Origin of the sequence: Dietzia sp. CQ4, assembly GCF_014145125.1 — a bacterium.
GTDB classification, from domain to species: domain Bacteria; phylum Actinomycetota; class Actinomycetes; order Mycobacteriales; family Mycobacteriaceae; genus Dietzia; species Dietzia natronolimnaea.
In genome coordinates this window covers 1-21644 of the sequence record NZ_JAALDZ010000039.1, presented here as the reverse complement: position 1 = coordinate 21644, position 21644 = coordinate 1, and the positions used below count along the sequence as shown (strand labels likewise).

24 protein-coding genes are annotated in these 21644 nt (G+C 71.0%); 13 read left to right on the top strand and 11 right to left on the bottom strand.

The genetic code is table 11. From position 1 onward, the window contains the following. The 3 genes from G6031_RS03010 to ilvD all read left to right on the top strand — a co-directional run. The coding region (locus G6031_RS03010) for an FAD-binding domain-containing protein (RefSeq protein WP_182652396.1) at positions 1-571 on the top strand (571 nt) is incomplete at its 5' end. A gap of 71 nt (positions 572-642) precedes the next feature. After that, positions 643-1785 (top strand): PQQ-dependent sugar dehydrogenase, encoded by a 1143-nt coding sequence (locus tag G6031_RS03005; RefSeq protein ID WP_182652395.1) that lies wholly within the window; start codon positions 643-645, stop codon positions 1783-1785. A gap of 50 nt (positions 1786-1835) precedes the next feature. Beyond that, positions 1836-3560, top strand: a complete 1725-nt coding sequence (gene ilvD / locus G6031_RS03000; RefSeq protein WP_179525624.1) for a dihydroxy-acid dehydratase — start codon at positions 1836-1838, stop codon at positions 3558-3560. Between the two features lie 83 nt (positions 3561-3643). Here the strand turns inward: ilvD and G6031_RS02995 are convergent, their stop codons facing one another. Together G6031_RS02995 and G6031_RS02990 are read right to left on the bottom strand one after the other, a co-directional pair. Continuing rightward, complete coding sequence (locus G6031_RS02995; protein ID WP_182652394.1) at positions 3644-4039, bottom strand: VOC family protein; 396 nt, start codon at positions 4037-4039, stop codon at positions 3644-3646. Between the two features lie 32 nt (positions 4040-4071). Continuing rightward, positions 4072-4758 (bottom strand): PhoU domain-containing protein, encoded by a 687-nt coding sequence (locus G6031_RS02990; protein WP_179525622.1) that lies wholly within the window; start codon positions 4756-4758, stop codon positions 4072-4074. Positions 4759-4920: 162 nt separating this feature from the next. Between G6031_RS02990 and G6031_RS19055 the strand changes: the two genes are divergently transcribed. Further along, entirely contained in the window at positions 4921-5055 is a 135-nt protein-coding gene (locus tag G6031_RS19055) for a hypothetical protein (RefSeq protein WP_259844327.1), read from the top strand. Continuing rightward, positions 5052-6197 carry an acyl-CoA dehydrogenase family protein gene (locus G6031_RS02985; RefSeq protein WP_182652393.1) on the top strand — a complete coding sequence of 382 codons (1146 nt, stop codon included), beginning with the start codon at positions 5052-5054 and terminating at the stop codon, positions 6195-6197. The genes G6031_RS19055 and G6031_RS02985 overlap by 4 nt, the downstream gene beginning before the upstream one ends. An 81-nt stretch (positions 6198-6278) precedes the next feature. Here G6031_RS02985 and G6031_RS02980 read toward each other — a convergent pair whose 3' ends face one another. From G6031_RS02980 to G6031_RS02950, 7 genes are all read right to left on the bottom strand, one after another. After that, positions 6279-6557, bottom strand: a complete 279-nt coding sequence (locus G6031_RS02980; RefSeq protein WP_179525620.1) for a Rho termination factor N-terminal domain-containing protein — start codon at positions 6555-6557, stop codon at positions 6279-6281. Between the two features lie 5 nt (positions 6558-6562). Next, positions 6563-7033 (bottom strand): FABP family protein, encoded by a 471-nt coding sequence (locus G6031_RS02975; protein WP_179525619.1) that lies wholly within the window; start codon positions 7031-7033, stop codon positions 6563-6565. Positions 7034-7043: 10 nt separating this feature from the next. Then, on the bottom strand, positions 7044-7580 hold the full coding sequence (locus tag G6031_RS02970; RefSeq protein ID WP_179525618.1) for a DUF488 domain-containing protein: 537 nt from the start codon (positions 7578-7580) through the stop codon (positions 7044-7046). Next, complete coding sequence (locus G6031_RS02965) at positions 7580-8560, bottom strand: DUF808 domain-containing protein (RefSeq protein ID WP_179525617.1); 981 nt, start codon at positions 8558-8560, stop codon at positions 7580-7582. The genes G6031_RS02970 and G6031_RS02965 overlap by 1 nt, the downstream gene beginning before the upstream one ends. A 120-nt stretch (positions 8561-8680) precedes the next feature. Further along, complete coding sequence (locus tag G6031_RS02960; protein WP_182652397.1) at positions 8681-9559, bottom strand: oxygenase MpaB family protein; 879 nt, start codon at positions 9557-9559, stop codon at positions 8681-8683. A 77-nt stretch (positions 9560-9636) separates the two neighbouring features. Continuing rightward, entirely contained in the window at positions 9637-10887 is a 1251-nt protein-coding gene (locus tag G6031_RS02955) for a multidrug effflux MFS transporter (RefSeq protein WP_179525616.1), read from the bottom strand. Positions 10888-11001: 114 nt separating this feature from the next. Then, positions 11002-11511 carry a hypothetical protein gene (locus G6031_RS02950; protein ID WP_179525615.1) on the bottom strand — a complete coding sequence of 170 codons (510 nt, stop codon included), beginning with the start codon at positions 11509-11511 and terminating at the stop codon, positions 11002-11004. A gap of 138 nt (positions 11512-11649) precedes the next feature. On the opposite strand from G6031_RS02950, the gene G6031_RS02945 reads away from it, so the two are divergent. Beyond that, positions 11650-12132, top strand: coding sequence for a VOC family protein (locus tag G6031_RS02945; protein WP_182652392.1), 483 nt, complete (start codon positions 11650-11652; stop codon positions 12130-12132). A gap of 80 nt (positions 12133-12212) precedes the next feature. On the opposite strand, the gene G6031_RS02940 is transcribed toward G6031_RS02945, so the two are convergent. Together G6031_RS02940 and G6031_RS02935 are read right to left on the bottom strand one after the other, a co-directional pair. Further along, positions 12213-13910 carry a fumarate hydratase gene (locus tag G6031_RS02940; protein ID WP_182652391.1) on the bottom strand — a complete coding sequence of 566 codons (1698 nt, stop codon included), beginning with the start codon at positions 13908-13910 and terminating at the stop codon, positions 12213-12215. Between the two features lie 64 nt (positions 13911-13974). Next, a complete protein-coding gene (locus G6031_RS02935; protein ID WP_182652390.1) occupies positions 13975-14541 on the bottom strand; it encodes a methyltransferase domain-containing protein in 567 nt (188 codons plus the stop codon). Positions 14542-14736: 195 nt separating this feature from the next. Between G6031_RS02935 and G6031_RS02930 the strand changes: the two genes are divergently transcribed. From G6031_RS02930 to G6031_RS02900, 7 genes are all read left to right on the top strand, one after another. Further along, entirely contained in the window at positions 14737-15648 is a 912-nt protein-coding gene (locus G6031_RS02930; protein WP_182609238.1) for an ABC transporter substrate-binding protein, read from the top strand. A 19-nt stretch (positions 15649-15667) separates the two neighbouring features. Continuing rightward, positions 15668-16690 carry a holin gene (locus tag G6031_RS02925; RefSeq protein WP_338404121.1) on the top strand — a complete coding sequence of 341 codons (1023 nt, stop codon included), beginning with the start codon at positions 15668-15670 and terminating at the stop codon, positions 16688-16690. Next, positions 16683-17732 (top strand): iron chelate uptake ABC transporter family permease subunit, encoded by a 1050-nt coding sequence (locus G6031_RS02920; RefSeq protein WP_182652389.1) that lies wholly within the window; start codon positions 16683-16685, stop codon positions 17730-17732. The genes G6031_RS02925 and G6031_RS02920 overlap by 8 nt, the downstream gene beginning before the upstream one ends. A 15-nt stretch (positions 17733-17747) precedes the next feature. After that, a complete protein-coding gene (locus tag G6031_RS02915) occupies positions 17748-18629 on the top strand; it encodes an ATP-binding cassette domain-containing protein (RefSeq protein WP_182639204.1) in 882 nt (293 codons plus the stop codon). A 41-nt stretch (positions 18630-18670) separates the two neighbouring features. Next, complete coding sequence (locus G6031_RS02910) at positions 18671-19657, top strand: LLM class F420-dependent oxidoreductase (RefSeq protein ID WP_179525608.1); 987 nt, start codon at positions 18671-18673, stop codon at positions 19655-19657. 54 nt (positions 19658-19711) lie between these two features. Further along, on the top strand, positions 19712-21004 hold the full coding sequence (locus G6031_RS02905; protein ID WP_179526275.1) for an acetyl-CoA hydrolase/transferase family protein: 1293 nt from the start codon (positions 19712-19714) through the stop codon (positions 21002-21004). A 139-nt stretch (positions 21005-21143) separates the two neighbouring features. Beyond that, positions 21144-21644 (top strand): hypothetical protein (locus G6031_RS02900; RefSeq protein ID WP_182652388.1); only part of this gene is annotated, 501 nt, incomplete at its 3' end.

Sequence of the window (21644 nt, the reverse complement as noted above, 5' to 3'; positions counted from 1 at the left end):
CGTCCTGTGGCACCGGCCCCGCTCCGCCTGGCGCGATCTCCGGGACACGCTGGAGGGAATGGACTACGACGAGGGCCCGGAGACCGCCGCGCTCGTCGAGGCGTGGCAACAGGGGCTGACCGGCTACCCGTTCGTGGACGCCGGGATGCGGCAGCTGCGGGCCGAGGGGTGGATGCACAACCGCGTCCGGATGGTCACCGCGAGCTTCCTGGTCAAGGACCTCCACGTGTGGTGGCCGTCCGGGGCCCGGTACTTTCTCGATCACCTGCGGGACGGCGACCTGGCCTCCAACAACCACGGGTGGCAGTGGGTGGCCGGGACCGGCACCGACGCCTCGCCGTACTTCCGGGTGTTCAACCCCGTCACCCAGGGGGTGAAGTTCGATCCGGACGGCGACTACGTGCGCCGGTGGATCCCCGAGCTCGCGCACCTGTCGGGCGCCGCCGCCCACGAACCGTGGCGAGCGGCGGACGGATACGACCACGGGTACCCCGAGCGCATCGTGGACCACGCCGAGGAGCGCCGCGAGACCCTCCGTCGCTACGACCGCGCCCGCGGCGACGGGAGCTGACGGGCCCGGCGGGTCACCTGCAGGGACCCGGCTCGGGGCCGGGCCGCCCGCGGAATCGATACCGTGAGGGCATGCGACGACTCCTGGTCCCGGTAGCGGCAGCGGCCCTCGTCCTGAGCGGGTGTACCGGCGGAACCGCCTACGTCGACCCCGATGACCGGGCCGGTCAGGCGCCGTCCACCGCCGCCACCTCCGAGGACTTCCGCGTGACGGAGCACGGCGGGTTCGACGAGGGGTGGGCGATGACCTTCCTCCCCGGTTCCGGGCACCTGCTCATCTCACAACGCGGAGGTGAGCTCCTGCTGCGTGACCAGGCCACGGGAGACGTCGCCGAGGTCGCCGGCGTGCCGCCGGTCGACGACGCCGGGCAGGGAGGTCTCCACGACGTCGCCGCGGGCGCCTCCCACGCCGAGGACGGCGCCGTCTACCTCAGTTGGGTGCGCGACCATCCCGAGGGCGCGCAGGGCGTGGTGGGCCGCGGCACGCTCGACGTGGACCGCGCCGAGCTGACGGACCTCGAGGTGATCTGGGAGCAGGACCCCGCCGCCGGCAACGGACACTTCGCGCTGCGCCTGCTCGTCCTCGACGACCACCTCTACGTGACCTCGGGCGACCGCCAGGAGCAGACCCCCGCCCAGGACACCGCCAGCAACCTCGGCGCAGTGGTCCGCCTGACCCTCGACGGGGACCCGGCGCGCGGCAACCCGTGGGCGGGGGACGGCGGCTCCTCCGCCGACCTCTGGACCATCGGTCACCGCAACCCCCTGGGCATCGCCGCGGACCCGCAGGGCGGGATCTGGGTGTCCGAGATGGGCCCCCGCCACGGCGACGAGCTCAACCTGCTGGCCGAGGGCGCGAACTACGGGTGGCCCCGGGCCTCGATGGGACGGCACTACGACGGCGGGGACATCCCGGACCACCGGGACGGGGACGGCTTCGTCCCACCCGCCGCCTACTGGGTGCCCGCCATCTCTCCCGGCAGCCTCCTGATCTACGGCGGGGACCGCTTCGACGGGTGGGCGGGCAGCGCGCTGGTGGGCGGCTTGTCCGGCCAGAATCTGGTCCGCGTGGAACTGCGGGACGAGACCGCGACCGTCGTACGGGAATGGGACATGGGCGAGCGGGTCAGGGCGCTCGCCGAGGCCCCCGACGGGGCGATCTGGGTGCTCGAGGACGGCCCGGGCGGGCGCCTGCTCGAGCTGACCCCGGTCTGACCCGTCGCGTCTCCTGCGGCCCTCTCCCGTCCACCGCCTAGTCTGGCGGTATGACGCAGCAGACTGATCAGACGAGCACCCGCGACGGTGTGGACATCAAGCCCCGCAGCCGGGACGTCACCGACGGCCTCGAGAAGACCGCGGCGCGGGGCATGCTCCGCGCGGTCGGGATGGGGGACGACGACTGGGTCAAGCCCCAGATCGGCGTCGCGTCCTCGTGGAACGAGATCACCCCGTGCAACCTCTCCCTCGACCGGCTGGCCAAGGCGGTCAAGGAGGGCGTCCACTCCGGCGGCGGGTACCCGCTCGAGTTCGGCACCATCTCCGTGTCCGACGGCATCTCGATGGGACACGAGGGCATGCACTTCTCTCTCGTGTCCCGCGAGGTGATCGCCGACAGTGTCGAGACGGTGATGAGCGCCGAGCGGCTCGACGGGTCGGTGCTGCTCGCCGGCTGCGACAAGTCCCTGCCGGGGATGCTCATGGCCGCCGCGCGCCTCGACCTGGCCGGCGTCTTCCTCTACGCGGGGTCCACCTTGCCTGGCTTCGCCACGCTCTCCGACGGCACGGAGAAGCAGGTCACCATCATCGACGCGTTCGAGGCCGTCGGGGCGTGCTCGCGCGGTCTGATGAGTCGCGAGGACGTCGACACCATCGAGCGCGCCATCTGTCCGGGCGAGGGGGCGTGCGGCGGCATGTACACCGCCAACACCATGGCGAGCGCGGCCGAGGCGCTCGGGATGTCCCTCCCGGGCAGTGCGTCCCCGCCCGCTCCGGATCGCCGGCGGGACGACTACGCCAAGGCGAGCGGGGAGGCCGTGGTCGAGTTGCTGCGCCGCGGGATCACCGCCCGGGACATCATGACCAAGGAGGCGTTCGAGAACGCGATCGCCGTGGTCATGGCCTTCGGTGGATCCACCAACGCCGTCCTGCACCTGCTCGCGATCGCCAGCGAGGCGGAGGTCGAGCTCACGCTCGACGACTTCGCCCGCATCGGCGCCAGGGTGCCGCACCTCGCGGACGTCAAGCCGTTCGGTGCGCACGTGATGACCGACGTCGACCGGATCGGCGGTGTTCCGGTGGTCATGAGGGCCCTGTTCGACGCGGGACTCCTGCACGGCGACTGCCTCACCGTCACCGGGCGCACCGTCGCCGAGAACCTCGCGGACATCGCCCCGCCGGACCCGGACGGGCTGGTGCTGCGCGCGATGAGCGAGCCGATCCACCCGACCGGCGGCATCACGATCCTGCACGGGTCGCTCGCCCCTGAGGGCGCCGTGGTCAAGTCCGCCGGCTTCGACTCCGATGTCTTCGAGGGCACGGCCCGCGTGTTCGAGCGGGAGCGCTCCGCCATGGACGCGCTGGAGGACGGCACGATCACCGCCGGGGACGTCGTGGTGATCCGCTACGAGGGGCCCAAGGGCGGCCCGGGCATGCGCGAGATGCTCGCGATCACCGGCGCCATCAAGGGCGCCGGGCTCGGCAAGGACGTGCTGTTGATGACGGACGGGCGGTTCTCCGGTGGCACCACCGGCCTGTGCGTCGGCCACATCGCCCCCGAGGCGGTGGACGGTGGACCGATCGCCCTGGTCCGCGACGGCGACCGCATCCGCCTGGACGTGTCCGACGGGACCCTGGACCTGCTGGTGGACGAGGCCGAGCTGGAGGCGCGTCGCGCCGGGTGGGAGCCGCTCCCGCCGCGCTACACCCGCGGTGTGCTGGCCAAGTACTCCAAGCTCGTGCAGTCGGCCTCGACGGGCGCGATCTGCCGGTGAGGCCCCGCGGCAGCAGGTGACCCGCCACGGTGGCTCGCCCACCACCGCATGACCCGGGCTCACACCCGGGTCATGCGGTCGCCCTACTTCGCGTCGGGGTCCGGTTGGTGGATGCCGAACACGTTGCCCTCAGTGTCGAGGAAGTAGCCCTGCCACGCCATACCCGGCAGGGCGTGCTTGTCCATGGCCACCGTCCCGCCGGCGTCGAGGATCGCGCGGGCGGTGGCGTCGAAGTCCCCGCACCCCATCGTGAGCACCGCGCCGGCGACGGGCGATCCCGTCGCAGGGGTGTCGCCGTTGCGCTGCATGATCGCGCCGTTGATGCCCGTTTGGTCCTCGGGGCCGGAGGTCACGCCGAAGTACGGTGACCCGGCGAAGTCGCTCCAGTCCTGGTAGGTCCAGCCGAAGACGGCAGCGTAGAACGCGCACGCCCGCGCGGGATCGGAGGCGTGGATCTCGAAGTGGATGGGACGGGACACGGCGGGCTCCTCACATCGGAGATCGGATCGGGTCAGTCGAGGACGGTGCCGTCCTCGAGGTGGGAGAGCGACCCGCCCCCGGGCCTCTCACCCGTGGCGAGGTAGACCACGCGGTTGGCGATACTGACCGTGTGATCGGCGAACCGCTCGTAGTAGCGGGCGAGCAGCGCCAGATCCACCGCCGCGACCGAGCCGTGCGGCCAGTCCTCGGCGGAGATCTGCCGCATGAGGTCGGCGTGGAGGGAATCGACCGCGTCGTCCTCCGAATCGAGTGAGCGAGCGAGGCGGACGTCCTTGGTGGGGAGCAGCTGCCCGAGATTCCGGGCCATGGCCGAGTCCCGCTCCGCGAATTCGCGGATCGTCGGGACCACGGGCCCGGGGATGACCGGGTTGGGGTGGCGTCGGCGGGCGACGCGGGCGATGTGGCCGGTGAGGGCGGCCATCCGCGTGAAGTGCTCGACGATGTAGATGCCGGAGACCACCTGCCGCAGGTCGCGAGCCACGGGTGCCTCGAGCAACAGCAGATCGAAGGCGTGCTGCTCGCTCGCCTCGCGCAGATCCTCCACCTCGGCCGCGCCGTCGATGACCTCGGTGGCGGCGACCTCGTCACCCTCGAGCAGCGCCACGGTGGCGAGGTCGAGGAGTCGGTTGTTCATCTCGCAGAACCGGACCAGCTGGTCGGAGAACTCGTCGAGCTTGGTATGGAGGACGGTGCGCATCCCATGACTGTAGTGGTGGGGCGGGATCGCCGCGATCCCGTTAAGCCAGTGTTCACCGCCCGGGCGGTCGGAGTGGGGGTGCGGGCGTGGGGAATAGATGAACCCATCGGTCTGTTCTGCCCTGTCGTACGCACGTCGCCCGCGTCCCGGAAAGGACACCCGATGATCCCGTTCCCGTACGAGACCACCCGCTCCCGGGAGAGGCGACCCGGCCGGTCGGTGCTGATCGACGCGGACTCGATGGTCGGGGCGCGAGAGATCGGCACCACCGCCTCGCGTCTGCGCGGGCTGGCATGAGCGGGTCCGCGGCCGCCACTCTCACCCCGGACCTCGGGGCACCGCGGGCCCGGCTCACCGCCGGGGACCTCGGCGCCGTCGATCCCGGAGCGCTCATCGCGGTGATCGATTCGGTCGCCGCGCGGGCGACGGCGCTGGACCGCGGGGACGCCGACCTCAGGCAGGACCTCTCCGCTCTCGCCGACCTCGGTCTCTTCGACGTCGACCGCACCCCGGTCGGCGTCGCCGCCACGATCATCGAGGCCGTGGCCACCGAGAGCCTGGCGGTGGCCTTCGGCGCCTGGGCGCAGCGCATGACCGCCGCCTACCTCCGCCACGCGGCGGACCGGTCGGACGCCGCGTGGCGGACCTATCGCGCCGTGGCCACGGGGGACCGGCCCGGTGTGACCGGCATGGCCGTTGCCCAGCGTCAGGCGGTCGGGCTGGGCAGAGTCCCGATCACCGCCACTCCGGTCAACGGCGGCTACCGCATCGACGGCCCGGTCGCGTGGGCCTCCAACGTCTACGAGGACAGCACGATCGTCCTGGCCGCCAACACCGGGGACGGGCGCAGCCTCGTCCTGGCCTTCGAGGCGTCGACTCCGGGCGTGGACATGCGCAGCGCCCCGGATCTCCTGGCGCTCAACGCCACGGCCTCGACCATGATCGGGCTCGACGGCGTCGTCGTCCCCGACGAGCAGGTGCTGGGGGAGGACCTGGGGGACTTCCTGTCCGGCGTGCGCCCGGAGTTCCTCGTCCTGCAGGCCGCGTTCTGCTCGGGTGTCGCGGCGCGTTCTCTCACCGAGGTCGAGGGACTGCTCGGCGGCCTCGGTGCGTTCTCCGCCGACGAGCACTCCGCGCTGGTGGACCGCCACGAGCACATGCACTCGGAGTTGCACCGACTGGCGTCGCGGCCGGGAGAGGGCGCTCTCGTCGACCTCCTCCTGTTGCGCCTGGACGGCGCCGAGATCGCTCCCGCCGCCACGCGACTCGAGGCCATCCTCTGCGGTGGAATGGGGTATGCGCAGGACGCCCCCGCCAATCGTCGGATGCGTGAGGCCGCGTTCCTCCCCGTCCAGTCCCCCTCGCAGTCCCAGCTGCGGTGGGAGCTCGACGGGCTGGGGGTGTCCCGGCTCGTGTGGCGGGGGGACGCGGCGCGCTGACGCTCCGGGCCACACGCCGACGAGTGTGAGCGCGCGGCCCGCTGGATCCCGGCCCGCTGATCCCGGCTCGGTGAGCCCGGCTCAGTGCTCCCGCAACGCCTCGATCAACTCGTCCTTGGTCATGGACGAGCGTCCCTCGATGCCGATCTCCCGGGCGCGGTCGCGGAGCTCGTCGACGGTCCAGTCCTCGTACGAGCCGGCCTTGCCACCCTTGTGGCCGACCTCGGACCGCGATCGCCCGGCCGAGGCGTTGGCGATCCGGGCGGCCTTCTCCTTGCTGGCGCCGTCGTCGCGCAGCGCCTCGTAGACCTTCTCGTCCTTGATGTTCGCGGATCGCCCGTCGTTCTTCTTCTCGGCCACGGCGCTCAGACCCGCCGCATATCGGAGTGGAGGTGATGGGTCATCGGCTGTCCGACCGCGGCCATGGCGAAGGTGGTGACCAACCTGTCCCCGGTGAGTTCGTACCGGCGCCTGGTGGCGTCCACCTGCTTGGCGGTGGCGCTGTTGGCCACCCGGGCCTGGAATTCCAGGACGAGCGAGTCCGCCTCGGCCACGATGGTGCCCTCGGCGAGTTCGGTCTGTCCCATGGGCTGCGCCAGGATCAGCTCGGCGGTCCCGGCCCCCGGGATGCGCAGATAACCCGTCTCGGTGTGCATGGGGGAGCCGTCCGCGCTCCACGACCGTTGGACGTAGTGCAGGAACGGCTTGCCGACATCAGTGAAGACCACCTCGTCGGTGTACGTGAAGTCCTCGATGGTGGGATACGACCCCGCGCCCTCACCCCTCCAGGTGCCGAGAAGTGCGGCGACGGGGGCGAGGGAGGGTGCCGGTTCCATGCCCATGAGCCTAGGCGACGCCGGCGTCCCACACCGGCTGTCCGTGGGCGTCGAGCCGAAGTCCTTCGCTCGGGCTGTGCCCGGTGATCGACCCGCTGTGCATGAGGTGCCCCACGGGGAGGTCGTGGACGGTCGTCGTCACGTCGGCCACGATCCTGCGGTGGCAGCGCCACCACACGGACTCCGAACACATGACCGCGGTCCGACGGGCGCGCGCGTCCCCGACGACCCGGTCCAAGGCCGCGCGGAACCCGGGGGAGCGGGTCCACGCGCTGTAGGCGCGGAACGCCTCGACGCGCCACCAGGTGTCGGGTGAGTCGCGCCGTTGCTCCGCCGTGAGCGTGCGACGGCCCCCGAGTTGCTCCTCCCAGCGGTAGTCGATGCCGAGGTCGCGGGCGAGCTCCGGCACCGCCCCCTGTGCGGCGGCCGAGTTGGCGCGGCTCCCGGGGAATCGACGGATGTCCACCAGGAGTTCGACCCCGGCGCCGGTGAGCAACCCCCCGAGCTCGTCGCCCGCGAGCCGACCGTGCCCCACGGTGAGGAGCATCAGTCCCTCGCGTGACCGGTCCCGGCGGCCTCCGCTGTGGTGGGGGCGGGCCCCGACTCGTCCCGTCGACGGGGGACGACGTGGGCCACGGCCACCACCACCGCGCCGACGACCAGGCCGAACAGCAGCGAGCACACCGTGTTGACCAGCCACCCGAGCACACTCCCGACGCCTGCCACCGCCGCGGCCGGCTCCTCCAGCAGGTGCACCAGGTGGTACGGGGCGGTCGCCCCGAGCTCGTCCAGTCCCACCAGGAGGATGTGTCCGCCGACCCACAGCATCGCGAGCATCCCGACGAACGAGATCACCTCGAGGACCGTCGGCATCGCCCGGACCAGACCGCTGCCGAACCTCTTCACCCCCGGGGAGTCCCTCCCGGCCAGGTGGAGTCCGATGTCGTCCATCTTGACGATCACCGCCACCACGCCGTAGACGAGCGCGGTGATGAACAGCCCCACCACCACCAGGATCGCCGCGCGGGTCCAGAACGGCTCCTCGGCGACCTCGTTGAGCGCGATCATCATGATCTCGGCGCTGAGGATGAAGTCGGTGGTCACCGCCCCGCGGATCATCCGCTTCTCCGCGTCGGGGCCCTTCTCGACGACTGGCGTGGCCTCCTCGTGGTGGCCGGTGACGCGTTCCCACACCTTCTCCGCGCCCTCATAACAGAGGTACGCACCACCGAGCATCAGCAGTGGGGTGAGGATCCACGGGACGAACTGGCTGAGCAGGAGCGCGAAGACGATGATGATGGCCTTGTTGCCCAGGGAACCCGTGGCGATCCGACGGATGATGGGCAGTTCGCGCGACGGCTCCACGTCGCGGACGTACTGCGGGGTCACGGCGGTGTCGTCGACCACCACTCCGGCGGCCTTGACGCTCGCGCGTCCGGAGGCGGCCGCGATGTCGTCGGTACTGGCCGCGGCCATCCGGGCGAGGACGGCGATGTCGTCGAGCAGGGCGGCGAGACCACCGGCCATGGGTACCTCACTGTGGTGGGCGGGAGGGGTCCCCGCCGACGGGACGGCCGACCCGTGCCGGGTCGGATCGTCACAGGGTAGCCCCGTTCGACCCGCCGCGCCCTCGCAGCCGGTCCGGTCTCAGCCCTCCACCGCGTCCAGGACCCACCTGAGTGTCGACACCCCGGTCCGCCCGAGGTGCAGGGCCACGGCCCGGGAGCCGAGGGGGCCGTCGGCGAGGCCGAGGGTCCTGCGGGCCCAGGGCGGCAGCGCCGCGACCGCGCCCTCGCGGAGCATCGCGTAGGCGGGCTTGTCGGTCCACCCCACGGGCGGCTCGTTCAGCAGGAAGTGCCGGGCGTCGAGCGCGGCCGGGGAGGCCTCGAGCTCGGGCCGGTACTCCTCGAGGGCCGCGTCGAGCTCGGCGACGGTCATCGGGACGCCCTTGGCTCCCAGCATGATCCCGGTGCGCGACGCCTGTCGCACGTACTCGTCCCGTCGATCCGCCGACATCGCGGTGCGCCCGTACAGGCGGTGGCACTCGAGGAAGCCCCAGATCTCGGCGACGTGGACCCACCGCAACAGGAGCGGGTCGCGGGCGTCGTAGGGTCGGCCGCGATAGTCGGTCCCCACCACCGCCCGGTGCACCCCGTTGATCGTCCGGATGAGCTGCGTGGCGTCCGGGACCGTCCCGAAGGTGGTCGTGGCGATGAACTGCGAGGTGCGTTGGAGTCTGCCCCAGGGGTCGCCGCGGTAGTCGCTGTGGTCGGCCACCCCGGCCATGGCCAGCGGGTGCAGCGACTGGAGTAACAGAGCGGTCAGCCCGGCGGCGAACATCGAGGCGTCGCCGTGCACCGCGCAGATCGCATCCCCGGGGGAGTTCCACCGTTCGCCCTCGGAGTGCCAGATCCGTTGCCGTCGTTCGGCGGCGTCGTCACCGGCGATCCGCGAGCGCACCACCAGTCCGGCCCGCCGACGGGCACCGGTCAGGGCTCGGGACGCGGTCGTCGTCATCACCGGCATGTCGGACACCACCTCGGGGGTCGCTCGTGACCGTCACCCTACCCCCGGCCCACGACCGTCGTGTCGCCCCGCAGCGCTCACCCGGCGCGCGCCGACCGGCGGAGCACCGCCGTGAGAGCCACCACGACCACGAGTGCGCAGGCGCCCATCACGGCGAGCATGGGCAGGGCGGAGTGCGGGCCGGAGAACCCTGTCAGCGGCGCCACGAGCGCCGCCAGGCTGAACTGCGCAGCGCCGAGCAGCGCGGACCCGGACCCCGAGTGCCCCCGGGTCGCCTGCATGGACAGGGCTGCCGCGTTGGGCAGGATCGCCCCGATCGACAGGGTCAGCAGGATGAAGCCCACGGTGACCGGTCCCAGCCCCAGGGTGCCGGCGGGGGACAGGGCGACGACGACGACGAGCACCGCGATCGCCGTGAGCATGCCGACCACCCCGGTGGCGAGGATCCTCTCCGGTGCGAACCTGCCGACCAGGCGTGCCCCGGCCAGGTTCGAGGCGAGGATGCCGAGGGCGTTGACGGTGAACGCCACCGAGTACGCGGTGGGGGAGAGTCCGACCATGTCCTGGTAGATGAACGGGCTCGCGGAGATGTACGCGAAGAGCACACCGAACGTGAACACGAACACCGACACCCGGGCCACGAACGGCCCGGAGGTGGCCACGAAACGCATGTCGCCCAGGGTGGACATGACACCGCCGGTGCGGCGGTCGCCGGGGTGCAGCGTCTCGGGGACCGCCGCGACCACGCCGATCGCGGTGACCACCGACAGTCCGGCCAACAGCCAGAACACGCCCCGCCAGCCGCCGAACGGGACCACGGCACCGCCGACGAGCGGGGCGATCACCGGCGCCACCGACTGGAGGGCCATGAGGGTCGCGAACGCCTTGGCGACACCGGCACCGCGGCCGACGTCCACCACCACGGCCTTGCTCAGGACGATCCCCGCCGCGCCGAAGAACCCCTGGGCGACCCGTCCCAGCACCAATACCCAGATCGACGGGGCCAGCGCACACACCACGGCCGCGACCGCGGTGCCCACCGAACCCAGGATCAACAGGGTGCGCCTGCCCACACGGTCCGAGAGCGGGCCGATCACGAGCTGCCCGGCGGCCAGCGAGACCATGAACGCGGTCAGGGTGAGCTGGGCGACCGAGGCGGAGACCCCGAACTCCCCGACGATGAGGGGAAGCGCGGGCAGGTAGGTGTCGGTCGCGAACGGCCCGATCGCACCGGCCAGGGCAAGGGGCAGCAGCACGGCGGCGGGTACGGTCCCCGGCAGCGTGGACGGGGGATCCGGCGCCTGGGCGCGGGGGAGGGTGGACTTCACGGGAGGACGATAGCCCCGCCGGAGAGGGCCGCGCGACGCCCCGATAACCCGCTTTCACCCCCGTTCCGACGCCCGACGCGCGGGCGAACCGTGCGGGTGACGGGCGAGTGCCGGTCAGTCGGTGCGGACCTCGGCGACCCCGTCGAGGTACGTGATGACCCCGCCCTCGAAGGTGGAGATCCATCCCCCGTCGGTGGTGGCCTCGTCCGCGGTGGGGAAACCCAGCTCGCCCGCGGGCCCGCCCGCGTCCAGGTAGGCGGCGAGGATCTCGCCCTGCACCACGAAGGCGCGCCCTGCGGGGGTGAGGACGATCGCCCCGCGTTCGAACTCGGTGATCGAGCCGCCCTCTACATCGGTGGCGGGTCCGGCCGCCCGGCCCAGTTCGCCCGCCTCGCCGCCGAGGTCGTTCCAGCGGTCCGCCACGGGTGCCGGGACGTCGACCGTCGAATCGGCGGGCCCGGGGACGGGGGCCGAGGTCGTCGTGGACATCACCTCTGAGGTGGTCGGTGACACCCCGGTCGCCTCGTCCCGGCCCGATTCGCCGTCCGTCCCGCAGGCGGAGAGCCCGGCGGTGGCGGCCGCGGCGACCGTGACTGCGGCGAGGGTACGCGTGATCCTGTTCATGCACGTAGATCCTAGTCGCGGCCAGACCGGCGCCGAACGTCGTTGCCGGATCGCGACACTCCAGGGTGTTCCGCGGGGGCCGCGGTCGGGGGACACTGGATCCGGGCCACGCCCGTCGGGGCGGGAGGAGGGGGCGACATGTCGAGGTTCGTCACGTGTCTGTGGATGGACGGGCAGGCGGAGGAGGCCGCGGAGTTCTACTGCTCGGTCTTCCCGAACTCGCGCGTCATCTCGGTCGACGAGTCCCCGGTCGACACGCCGGGGCCGAAGGCCGGCGAGGTCCTGACAGTGGAGTTCGAGCTCGACGGTCGGGCCTTCCTCGCCCTCAACGGGGGTCCGGGGGTCGAGTACACCGATGCGATCTCGCTGGAGATCCGGTGCGCCGACCAGGACGAGATCGACCACTACTGGGACGGCCTGCTGGCCGGCGGGGGCCGGGAGGTGCAGTGCGGCTGGCTCATCGACCGTTACGGAGTGCGCTGGCAGGTCGCACCGGAGTCGTTGTACGAGCTGTGGCGCTCGGGGGACCAGGCGGCCACCGCACGGGCCTTCACGGTGATGATGGACATGGTCAGACTCGACGTGGCCACACTGGAGGCCGCTGCCCGGGGAGTCTCGTGACGCCACCCCCCGGGCGGTCACCCATGCAGGTCACATAGCCCGCGCGTGTGTGGCCCCCGCAGGTCACAGGCCCGCACAGGTCACAGACCCGGGCGCTTGCCCACCGTCAGCGTGACCTCGCCGGTGTGGGCGAAGAAGTCCTCGCCCTTGTCGTCGACCACGATGAACGCGGGGAAGTCCTCCAGGTCGATCTTCCACACCGCCTCCATGCCGAGTTCCTCGTACTCGATCACCTCGACGTGCTTGATGCAGTCCTGGGCCAGCCGCGCGGCGGGGCCTCCGATCGAGCCGAGGTAGAAGCCGCCGTGGGTGGCGCAGGCATCGGTGACCTGCTTCGAGCGGTTGCCCTTGGCCAGCATGACCATCGAGCCGCCCGCGGCCTGGAACTGCTCGACGTACGAGTCCATGCGGCCGGCGGTGGTGGGGCCGAACGATCCCGACGGCATCCCCTCGGGGGTCTTGGCGGGTCCGGCGTAGTAGACCGGGTGATCCTTGAGGTACTGCGGCATCTCCTCGCCGGCGTCGAGCCGCTCCTTGATCTTGGAGTGGGCGATGTCGCGGGCCACCACCAGGGGACCGGTGAGGGACAGACGGGTCTTGACCGGGTGCTTGCTCAGCTCGGCGAGGATCTCCGCCATGGGCTTGTTGAGGTCGATCCTCACCGCCGCTCCATTGCCGGTCCCGGACACGCCGTGCGTCGCGGCGTCCAGTTCGGCGTCGGTGGTGGCGGGCAGGAAACGGCCGGGATCGAACTCGAGCTGCTCGAGGAACACGCCCTCCGGGGTGATCTTGGCCTTGGCCTGACGATCGGCGCTGCAGGAGACGGCGATCGCGACGGGGAGTGACGCCCCGTGGCGGGGGAGGCGCACCACGCGGACGTCGTGGCAGAAGTACTTACCGCCGAACTGCGCGCCGATCCCGATCTGCTGGGTCAGCTCGAAGACCTTCTCCTCCAGCTCCACGTCGCGGAATCCGCGGCCCGACATGGCCCCCTCGCGGGGGAGCTCGTCCAGGTAGTGCGCCGAGGCGAGCTTGGCCGTCTTGACCGCGAACTCGGCGGAGGTGCCGCCCACCACGATCGCCAGGTGGTAGGGCGGGCAGGCCGCGGTGCCGATCGAGCGGATCTTCTCCTCGATGAACTGCATCATCCGCTCGGGATTGAGGATCGCCTTGGTCTCCTGGTAGAGGAAGGACTTGTTGGCCGAGCCGCCGCCCTTGGCCATGAACAGGAACTTGTAGCTGTTCTCGTGGCCGGGAGTGGTGTCGGCGCCGATCTCGATCTGGGCCGGGAGGTTGTTGCCGGTGTTCTTCTCGTCCCACATGGTGAGGGGGGCGTTCTGCGAGTAGCGCAGGTTGAGGCGGGTGAACGCGTCGTAGACACCGCGGGCGACCGCCTGCTCGTCGGGCCCCGGGGTGAGCACGTGCTGGCCACGCTCTCCCTTGACGATGGCGGTGCCGGTGTCCTGGCACATCGGAAGCACCCCGCCGGCGGCGATGTTGGCGTTCTTGAGCAGGTCCAGTGCGACGAACTTGTCGTTGTCGCTGGCCTCGGGGTCGTCGAGGATCTTGGCGACCTGGGCCAGGTGGTCGGGGCGCAGGTAGTGCGAGATGTCGTGCATCGCCGTCTCGGTGAGCAGGCGGATCGCCTCCGGATCCACGCGCAGGAAGGTCGTGCCGTCCGGGCCCTCGACGGTGGAGACGCCCTCGGTGGTCAGGAGGCGGTACTCGGTGGTGTCCGCACCGACCGGGAGGAGGTCCTCATAGACGAACTCGGGCATCGACGCTCCTGGATCTGTAAGGCGGGTAAAACTTCCGTCCAGGATAATCGTCCGATTGTGCAGGTCAGAATCGGGTGTGGCGCAGGGGGACGAAGCGGTATCCACCGTGGTCGGTGACCTCGAGTTCCCCGCTCGTGCGCCGCACCCTGTGCATGACGTCCCGCCAGGGCGCGACCATCACACCGCCCTCTGCGAGTTGGTCCACGAGCTCCTGAGGGAGGGCCTCGCCCATCGCGGAGACGAGGATCCGGTCGAAGGGGCCGTACTCCGGCAGGCCCAGCTCCCCGGGCCGGGCCTGGTGTACCCGCACCCAGGGCTGGGTGAGGGCCGCGCGTGACCTCTCGACCAGCTCCGGAACCAGCTCGACCGCGTACACGGCGGACCCCGGTCCGCCCAGTTCGCCGAGGATCGCCGATGTCCAGCCGCTGCCGGAGCCGACGTCGAGGACCCGCATCCCGGGGAACGGTTCGAGGAGGGTCATCATGTCCGCCACGGTGGAGGGTTGCGAGTTCGTCTGCCCGTGGCCGATCGGCAGCGGAGCGTCGCGGCGGTGGTCGCCCGCGACCTCAGGGGGGAGGAACCGTCGCCGGTCCTGGGCGCGCATCGCCCTCCGGACCTCCGCGGTGGGCATGCCGGGCCTCCTTCGCGACGGGATTCCGATGGCGTGATCGTACTCGCGCCGGGGTCCCGTGGCCACGGGAGCGGGCCGGTCGGCGCGAGGTCCCCACCACCCGCTTCTGAGGGAAGGCACACCTTGGTTTTGCCCCTGCGCACACGGCGTGGTTAAGGTGAGCCTAACCTACTGACTTAAGCCCCTGGAGACACTGTGAACCGATTCCCCACGATCGTCGCCGCGGCAGCCGCCCTCGCCCTGACCGGCGGCGCGCTCACTGCCTGCGGAAGCTCCGACGCGCAGTCCACCGGCACCGACGGTGAGGGGCCCGCGCGGGTCGTCCTCACCAGCCACGCCGCTGCCGACACGCTCGACGAGCTGGATCTCGAGGACCGGGTGGTGGGCCTGACCAAGACCGGGGTGTTCCCGGACGCGCTCGACACCTATGCGAGCGATGAGTACACGGACGTCGGCAGCCTCAAGGAGCCGAAGATGGACGTCATCGCCGAGCTCGGCCCCGATCTGATCCTGTTCGGTGCGCGCACGGAGGCGATGGAGCCCGAGTTCGCCAAGATCTCGGACCAGGTGATCGCCGGTGATCCCGACACCTCCGACACGGTCGCGTCCAACCGCGCCAAGGTGGAGGAGATCGCCGCCCTGTTCGGTGCCGAGGACAAGGCGGCGGAGCAGCTCGCCGAGATCGACGAGAGGGTCGCCGAGACGCGTGCCAAGGCCGAGGACGCCGGAACGGCACTGGTGCTCATGACCTCGGGCGGCAAGGTCACGGCCTACGGCCCCGGGACCCGGTTCGACATCATCTTCAACGAACTCGGAATGGAGTCGGCCGGTGACGTCGCCGCCGAGGGCAGGCACGGCGCACCGCTCAGCTGGGAGCAGATCGCCGAGCTCAACCCCGATCACGTCTTCGTGATCGATCGGGACGCCGCGATCGGTGCCGAGGGTGAGGCGGCCACAGCGCTGCTGGACAACCCCCTGTTCAACCGGACCTCCGCCGCGACCAACGGCAACGTCCACATGCTCGACGGGCAGAACTGGTACCTCATCGGCGGCGGGCTCGGCGTCCTGGACGCCATGATCGGCGAGATCGACTCGGCAGTCTCCTGACCGCGGGGAGCACCCGGTCGTGACCACCACCCTGTCGGAGAACCGGCCACGGCACCAGGCGCCCTGGCCGGTTCTCGGCGTGGCCGCACTACTGGTGGCACTGGTCGCGAGCGTGTTCGTCGGCGCGGCCGACATCACGGTCCGGGACGTCCTCACCGGTGGCCTCACCGAGGCGCATCGCGTCTACCTCCTCGAGGCCCGCCTGCCCCGGACCGCGGCGGCAGCGCTCGCCGGGGCGTCCCTGGCGGTCGCCGGACTGCTCATGCAGCTGCTCACCCGCAACCGCTTCGTGGAGCCCTCCACCGCCGGGACGGTCGAGTCCGCCGGATTGGGCCTGGTCGTGGTGGCGATCCTCGCCCCGGGCGCCCCGATCGTGGTGAAGATGCTCGTGGCGATGGTGTTCGCCCTCGCCGGCACCGCGCTGTTCCTCGCGTGCATCCGTCGCGTCGCCGTCTCCGACTCCTTCATCGTGCCGCTCATCGGCATCATGCTGGGCTCCGTCGTGGGTGCGGTCGCGGCGTTCCTGGCACTGTCCCGGGATCTCCTCCAGATGCTCAACGCCTGGATGCTCGCCGACTTCTCCGCGGTCCTCGCCGGGCGGTACGAACTGCTCTGGCTGGTGGCCGTCCTCGGGGTGATCGCCTACATCACGGCGGACAGGTTCACCGTGGCCGGGCTGGGGGAGGACGTCGCCACGGGCCTCGGTGTGGATCACCGCACGGTCGTCGCTCTGGGAATGTCCATCGTGGCGGCCGTCGCCGCCGTCGTCGTCGTCACCGTGGGCGCCCTCCCGCTGCTCGGACTCGTGGTCCCCAACGTCGTCTCCAGACTCGTCGGCGACGACGCGCGCCGCGGCCTGCCGCTCGTGGCGCTCCTCGGCGCGGTCACCGTCCTCGTCTGCGACATGGTCGGACGGTCGCTCCCGGGCATCCTCGCCGGTGGCTCGACCGGTGCGGGTGAGATCCCCGTGGGGACGCTGGTGGGGATCATCGGCGGGGCCGTATTCCTGGCGATGATGCTGCGGGCGGTGCGCAATGGTTGAGACCCCTACCGCGGAGCGCCTGCCGCAGCAGCTCCGGCGTGGGCGGACACGGACCGAGTCCGACCGACGACGCCGGTGGCTGGTCACCCTGGTCTGCGCCGCCGTCGCGGTCGGGGCGCTGGCCGCACTCGTCCTGACCGGCCTCCCGGAGACCGTGGGCTCCAGGGCCTGGCACTACTCGCTGGACCGGTTGTCCCGCCATGCCGTGGCGATCGTCCTGGTGGCCGTGGCGGTGGGCGTGTCGACGGTGTTGTTCCAGACCGTCACCGGGAACCGGATCCTCACCCCGGCACTCATGGGCTTCGACTCGCTGTACCTGCTCGTCCAGACGATGCTCGTGTTCTTCGTGGTCCCGCGTCCCGAGGCCCTCGCCGGCGGCCTCATCAGCGGCGGCCTCTCCGGATTCCTGGGGCAGACGGCGATCATGGTCGTGGCCTCGACCGCGCTCTACCTCTGGCTGCTCGGTGGGCGGAGGACCGACATCCACCTGCTGTTGCTGGTCGGCGTGGTGTTCGGGGTGTTCTTCCGCTCGATCTCCTCGTTCTTCCAACGCCTGCTCGACCCGGCCGCCTACCTGCGGGTCCAGGACGCCATGTTCGCCAGCTTCCGGGGTGTGCAGCCGGACATCCTGGTCGCGTGCGGACTCATCGTCGCCGCCTGCCTGGGTGTGGTCGTGCTGCTCGGCCGCAGGCTGGATGTGATGCTCCTCGGCCGTGACCCGGCGGTCGCCCTGGGCGTGAACCACCGCCGGGTGACGATCGTCGTGCTGGTGGTGGTCTCGTTCCTCGTCTCCGCGTCGACGGCGCTGATCGGCCCGGTGATGTTCTTCGGGCTCATCGTCGCCAACGCCGCCTACGCGCTCCTCGGGACCACCCTCCACCGCTTCACGCTGCCCGTCGCCTCGCTGCTCGGCGTGGTCGCGCTGGCCGGTGGGGAGTTGGTGCTCGGCGCCCTGGGCGTCGAGTCCGCGTTGAGCATCGTCATCGAGTTCGTCGGTGGCCTGCTGTTCCTGTTCCTGCTCCTGACCAACCGCGCACGCTGACGAAAGAAGCAGATCATGTCCCTCCTCCCGTTCCGTCGCCGCGGTGACCGGACCAGCGCGACCCCGTGGCCGGCCGAGCGCCCGACCGGGGGCGGTATCGAGGCGAACTCGGTGTGCGCGTCATACGGCGAGACACAGGTCCTCCGCGACGTCACCGCGTGCTTCGCCCAGGGCGGCGTCACCTCGTTGATCGGACCCAACGGCGCCGGCAAGTCCACGTTGCTGGGGGTCATGAGCCGACTCCAGGGAGCCGACTCCGGACACGTCCTGGTCGACGGGGTCGATGTGTCCGTGAACGGTGGCCGCGAGCTCGCGCGACGCCTCGCGGTGCTGCGTCAGGAGAACGCCGTCTCCATCCGCCTGACGGTCCGCGAACTCGTGGCCTTCGGCAGGTTCCCGCACAACGGTGGCCGACCCACCCCCGGGGACGACGAGCACGTCGGGTACGCCCTGGCGGCGATGGAGCTGGAGGGCCTGGCCGACCGGTACCTCGACGAGCTCTCCGGCGGCCAGCGCCAACGCGCCCACATCGCCATGGTTCTCGCGCAGGACACGGACTACGTCCTGCTCGACGAACCGCTCAACAACCTCGACCTGCGTCACGCCACCTCGATCATGCGGTTGCTGCGCCGGACCGCCGCGGAGCGGGACAAGACCGTCGTCCTGGTGATCCACGACATCAACATCGCCGCCGCCTACTCGGACCGGATCATCGCCATGAAGGACGGCTCGATCGTCGCCGACGGCACGCCGGCGCAGATCATGCGGACCGACGTCCTGCGGTTGGTGTACGACATGGAGATGCAGGTCGCCGAGGTCGCGGGGCGATACGTGGCGCTGTACTTCGACGGCGAGGACGAGCCGGAGGGCATCGGCGCGGTCCTGTCCACCGCCTGACCGGCTCTCCCGGGGTGGCCCACGGCGCTAGTGTCGGGGGCATGCGTTTCGGACTCTTCCTGCCCCAGGGCTGGCGGCTCGACCTGGTCGACGTGCCCCCCGCCCGCCACTGGCCGGTCATCACCGACCTCGCCACCCGTGCCGACGCGGGCCCGTGGGAGTCGGTGTGGGTGTACGACCACATGCACACCGCACCGCTCACCACCGGAGAGGCCACCCACGAGGCCTGGACCCTGATGTCCGCCCTCGGCGCGGTGACCTCCCGGGTGCGGCTGGGTCAGATGTGTACCTGTCTCGGGTACCGCAACCCCGCGCTCCTGGCGAAGATGGCGTCGACCGTGGACCACATCTCCGGCGGACGCGTCGAGATGGGGATCGGGGCCGGCTGGTACGAGCACGAGTGGCGGGCCTACGGCTACGGGTTCCCCTCCGCCGGTGAGCGGATCGCCATGCTCGACGAGGGCGTGCGGATCATGACCGAGGCCTGGGCCGACGGCATCGTCTCGCTCGAGGGAGACCACTTCCGGGTCGACGGTGCGATCGTGCGACCCCGGCCACTGCAGGAGGGTGGCATCCCGATGTGGATCGCCGGCGGCGGCGAACGCAAGACCCTCCGGATCGCCGCCCGCCACGCCGACTACACGAACTTCGACGGCAGCCCCGAGGGGTTCGCCCACAAGTCGGAGGTCCTGTTCGCACACTGCGCGGACGTGGGCCGGGACCCGTCCGAGATCACGCGCACCGCCAACTACAACGTGGCCGTGGGGGAAACGGAGAAGGACGTCGCCGACAGGCTGGCGTTCCTCCGTGACCGGATGGCCCGCCACGTGGGCGCGGACGAGGCGGACCGGCAGCTCGGCGCGTACCGCGGGCTGCCCGCGGTGGGCACGCCCGGGCAGATCGTGGACAAGCTCCGCGAACTCGAGGGTCTGGGGATGACCTACGGGGTGTTCTACTTCCCCGAGATCGCCACCGACACCTCGGGGCTCGAGTTGTTCGAACGCGAGGTCATCCCGGCCCTGGCATGATCCGCCCGCCGGGCGGACGTCCCCACCATCCCCGACCACCGGAGTGCGACCGTGATCAAGGACATCCACTATGAAGAGCTGCCCGCCGAGGCGGTGCTCGATCACGTCACCCCGGGGATGCACATCATCTCGCCGATCCAGAACGCGGCGCCCCCGGCGTTGCTGCGCGCTCTCGACGCGGGGGCCGAGGGGTTCTCCGGCGTCACCATCCACCACATGGACCCCTGGGAATCGCTGCCCTTCATGGAGGGTGCGTACCCGGGCAGGCTCCGGCACGTGGACTACTTCCTCGGTCCCGGTTCGCGGAAGAACTTCCACGAGGGCACGTGCGATCTCGTTCCGGTCGACTTCGCGCAGGTGCCGGCGACCCTGCGTGAGTTCAGCCCGCCCGGCCTCGCCGTGACCACGGTCTCCGAGATCGACGAGCACGGGTTCTTCTCGATGGGCACCAACGCCGACTACGTGGCGTCCTTCATCGGACAGGTGCCGTTCTTCGTCGAGGTCAACGCGAACATGCCCCGGACCTTCGGGCGCAACCACATCCACATCTCCCAGGTCGTGGGCGTGACGCGGAACGACGCCCCGATGATCTCGATCGAGCCGCCCGTGCCCGGCGAGATCGAGCACGCGATCGCCGACCTCATCGCCGAGCGGGTGCCGGACGGGGCCTGTCTGCAACTGGGGGTCGGCAAGCTCCCCAACGCGGTGCTGTCGCGGCTCACCGGGCACGAGAACCTGGGGATCCACACCGAGGCGCTGTCGGACGGCGTGATGGACCTCGTGGACGCCGGCGTCATCGACGGATCACGGAAGACCGGCCGGCCGTTCAAGCACGTCACCACCTTCGCGGTGGGGTCGCAGAAGCTCATGGACTGGCTGCACAACAACCCGTCGGTCGCCATGCTCCCGGTGGACATCGTCAACGACCCGCGCGTGATCGGTCAGGAGCACAATCTCCATTCGGTCAACGCCACGAGCGAGGTCGACCTCTACGGGCAGGCGGCATCGGAGACGATCGGTGGACGGTACTGGTCCGGAGCCGGTGGTCAGGCGGACTTCGGCAGGGGCTGCAGGTTCTCACCCGGTGGCCACGGGTTCATCGTCACCCCGTCCCAGACCTCCGGCGGTATCAGCCGGATCACGCTCTCGTTGACGCCCGGGAGCCCGGTGACCACCCACAAGAACATCATCGAGAACGTCGTGACCGAGTACGGGATCGCCACGCTCAGGGGTCGGTCGGTGTCCGACCGCGCCGCCGCACTGATCGCGATCGCCCACCCGGACCACCGCGAGCGGCTGAGTCGGGAGGCCCGCGACGCCGGGCTGTTGCCGCGGACCGTGCACTAGGGCCGGATCCCCGACGGCCCACCGGCGCCACGTGCGCGGTGTCCACGTTCGCGGTGTCCACGTGGGTCGACCGGTGGCAGGGGGCCCGGAGGGGGGTTACGTTTCCGGTGGAATGTGACCCCTGACATCGGAGGAAATTATGGACCCCATCATCTGGATCGTCATCGGGGTGGTCGCAGTGGTCGTGGTCATCGCGTTGATCGCGTTGGCCGCGAGGAACAGCAACAGGAAGAAGCTCGGCGAAGCGGCCGAACTGCGTAAGGACGCCCGGGAGCGGGAGCAGCAGCTGGAGCGTCAGCACTCCGTGGCCCGTGAGCAGGAGCACCGCGCGGGTGCGGCGGAGCAGGAGGCCAAGGCCAAGGCCGCGGAAGCGGATCGCCTGCGGTCGGAGGCCGAGCAGCACCGTTCGGTCGTCGACGAGCAGCGTCAGGACGTGCGCCGCATGGAGCAGCACGCGGACAAGCTCGATCCCAAACACCGCGCAGACGCTCCCGGCCGCACCGATGCCCCGGGCCACGCCGATGCGCCCGGCCGGACCGGTGACCGCAACCCGGTGACGGACGAGTCCGGTCGGACCGACGTGCGCGGCGGCGCCTCCACGGCCGGCGGTGCCACCACCGCCGGTGCGACCGGTGCCGGC

Coding starts and splice junctions, on each gene's coding strand:
- G6031_RS03005 (WP_182652395.1), top strand. CDS start 643: ATGCGACGACTCCTGGTCCCGGTAGCGGCAGCGGCCCTCGTCCTGAGC.
- ilvD (WP_179525624.1), top strand. CDS start 1,836: ATGACGCAGCAGACTGATCAGACGAGCACCCGCGACGGTGTGGACATC.
- G6031_RS02990 (WP_179525622.1), bottom strand. CDS start 4,758: ATGCGCACCGTCCTCCATACCAAGCTCGACGAGTTCTCCGACCAGCTG.
- G6031_RS19055 (WP_259844327.1), top strand. CDS start 4,921: ATGATCCCGTTCCCGTACGAGACCACCCGCTCCCGGGAGAGGCGACCC.
- G6031_RS02985 (WP_182652393.1), top strand. CDS start 5,052: ATGAGCGGGTCCGCGGCCGCCACTCTCACCCCGGACCTCGGGGCACCG.
- G6031_RS02975 (WP_179525619.1), bottom strand. CDS start 7,033: ATGGAACCGGCACCCTCCCTCGCCCCCGTCGCCGCACTTCTCGGCACC.
- G6031_RS02970 (WP_179525618.1), bottom strand. CDS start 7,580: ATGCTCCTCACCGTGGGGCACGGTCGGCTCGCGGGCGACGAGCTCGGG.
- G6031_RS02965 (WP_179525617.1), bottom strand. CDS start 8,560: ATGGCCGGTGGTCTCGCCGCCCTGCTCGACGACATCGCCGTCCTCGCC.
- G6031_RS02960 (WP_182652397.1), bottom strand. CDS start 9,559: ATGCCGGTGATGACGACGACCGCGTCCCGAGCCCTGACCGGTGCCCGT.
- G6031_RS02950 (WP_179525615.1), bottom strand. CDS start 11,511: ATGAACAGGATCACGCGTACCCTCGCCGCAGTCACGGTCGCCGCGGCC.
- G6031_RS02945 (WP_182652392.1), top strand. CDS start 11,650: ATGTCGAGGTTCGTCACGTGTCTGTGGATGGACGGGCAGGCGGAGGAG.
- G6031_RS02940 (WP_182652391.1), bottom strand. CDS start 13,910: ATGCCCGAGTTCGTCTATGAGGACCTCCTCCCGGTCGGTGCGGACACC.
- G6031_RS02935 (WP_182652390.1), bottom strand. CDS start 14,541: ATGCCCACCGCGGAGGTCCGGAGGGCGATGCGCGCCCAGGACCGGCGA.
- G6031_RS02920 (WP_182652389.1), top strand. CDS start 16,683: ATGGTTGAGACCCCTACCGCGGAGCGCCTGCCGCAGCAGCTCCGGCGT.
- G6031_RS02915 (WP_182639204.1), top strand. CDS start 17,748: ATGTCCCTCCTCCCGTTCCGTCGCCGCGGTGACCGGACCAGCGCGACC.
- G6031_RS02910 (WP_179525608.1), top strand. CDS start 18,671: ATGCGTTTCGGACTCTTCCTGCCCCAGGGCTGGCGGCTCGACCTGGTC.